Raw genomic sequence first — 1,091 nt, forward strand, 5'->3', positions numbered from 1 at the left:
TCCAATTGAACCTTTTGATCAGTTGTTGAATTTCATCGAATCTTGCAATTTGGGTTAAACGTTTAAAGTTATACGCCATCACATAGAGATTTATTTCGGTTTGCACGTTGATTTTACCACGGAGCAATAACGGAATTTGCCCCATCCAATACTTAATGGTACCAAAAGGATGCTCCGACAAGGCTTTTCGCTGTCGAAGTTTGGTTTTTCCTTGTTGGCTTCTCATTTTCTCTATGTAAGCATCTCTCCAGGATTGATTGGAAAATCGGTGAATGCTTCGGGCTGAGGAATCCGTGCATTGCTTTCGAATTACACAGTCCGTGCAGGTAGCCCCTTGGTAGAGTTGAGCTTGGGTTCCTCGCCGTGTATCCTTTTTAATGCCATATTTAGGGAAAAGCCATTGGCCCTGGCTGCATTCATAAGCATCTTTGTCTTCATGATACTTAAATCCAATGCCTGCGGCTTCTACTTGTTGTTGCTTATTGGTATTGATGGCCACGAAACAGTTTACATTCCGTTCTTGTTCAAGATTTTCAATCTGAGATAATACATAATATCCTGCATCGGCCAAAACTTCTTGAGGCTGAGTGCCTATCGTTGCGGTAGTTTGCTCAACCATTGGAGTTAGTAATCCTTTGTCGTTTTCCTGGCTGGTGGTATCGCTGCAAATAATCAGATGCTGGTGGGCATCTACAGCGACTTGTACGTTATAGCAAAAGTGTTTGCCATTACGGCTTTTCATGATACGGGCATTTTTATCGGTTAAATTCAAGCGTTTCAGCCCCTGTTCTTCCATCTGATTTTTCTGGGCCGAAAGCAGTTCCAGTTCTTGCTGCAAGGCAACTATCTGAGTTTGAAGGACTGTTTTCTTTGCTTCCAATAATTCCAACTCCTGCTCTGCACTATCCGCTTGTTCCAATTCTTGTAAGTAGGTAGAAAGCTGTAAGTCGATGTCTTCAATACGTTTGTAAATACTGTCTATGTCCACCGAAAGACTGGCATTGGCCCTTATTTTAGTGCCATCAATGCTCACTGTTTGTCCTTGAATATAACCGGCCTCTTTTAACAAGCGAGTAAATCCTTGCAAGGCG

At 42.4% G+C, this 1,091-nt stretch carries 1 protein-coding gene; it reads right to left on the reverse strand.

Translation table 11 applies throughout. From position 1 onward, the window contains the following. On the reverse strand, positions 1-1,091 hold a 1,091-nt coding region (locus tag NF867_RS18250; RefSeq protein WP_252589845.1), incomplete at both ends, for a transposase.

It is taken from the genome of Solitalea agri (assembly GCF_023914155.1).
In the GTDB taxonomy this organism is placed as follows: Bacteria; Bacteroidota; Bacteroidia; order Sphingobacteriales; family Sphingobacteriaceae; genus Solitalea; species Solitalea agri.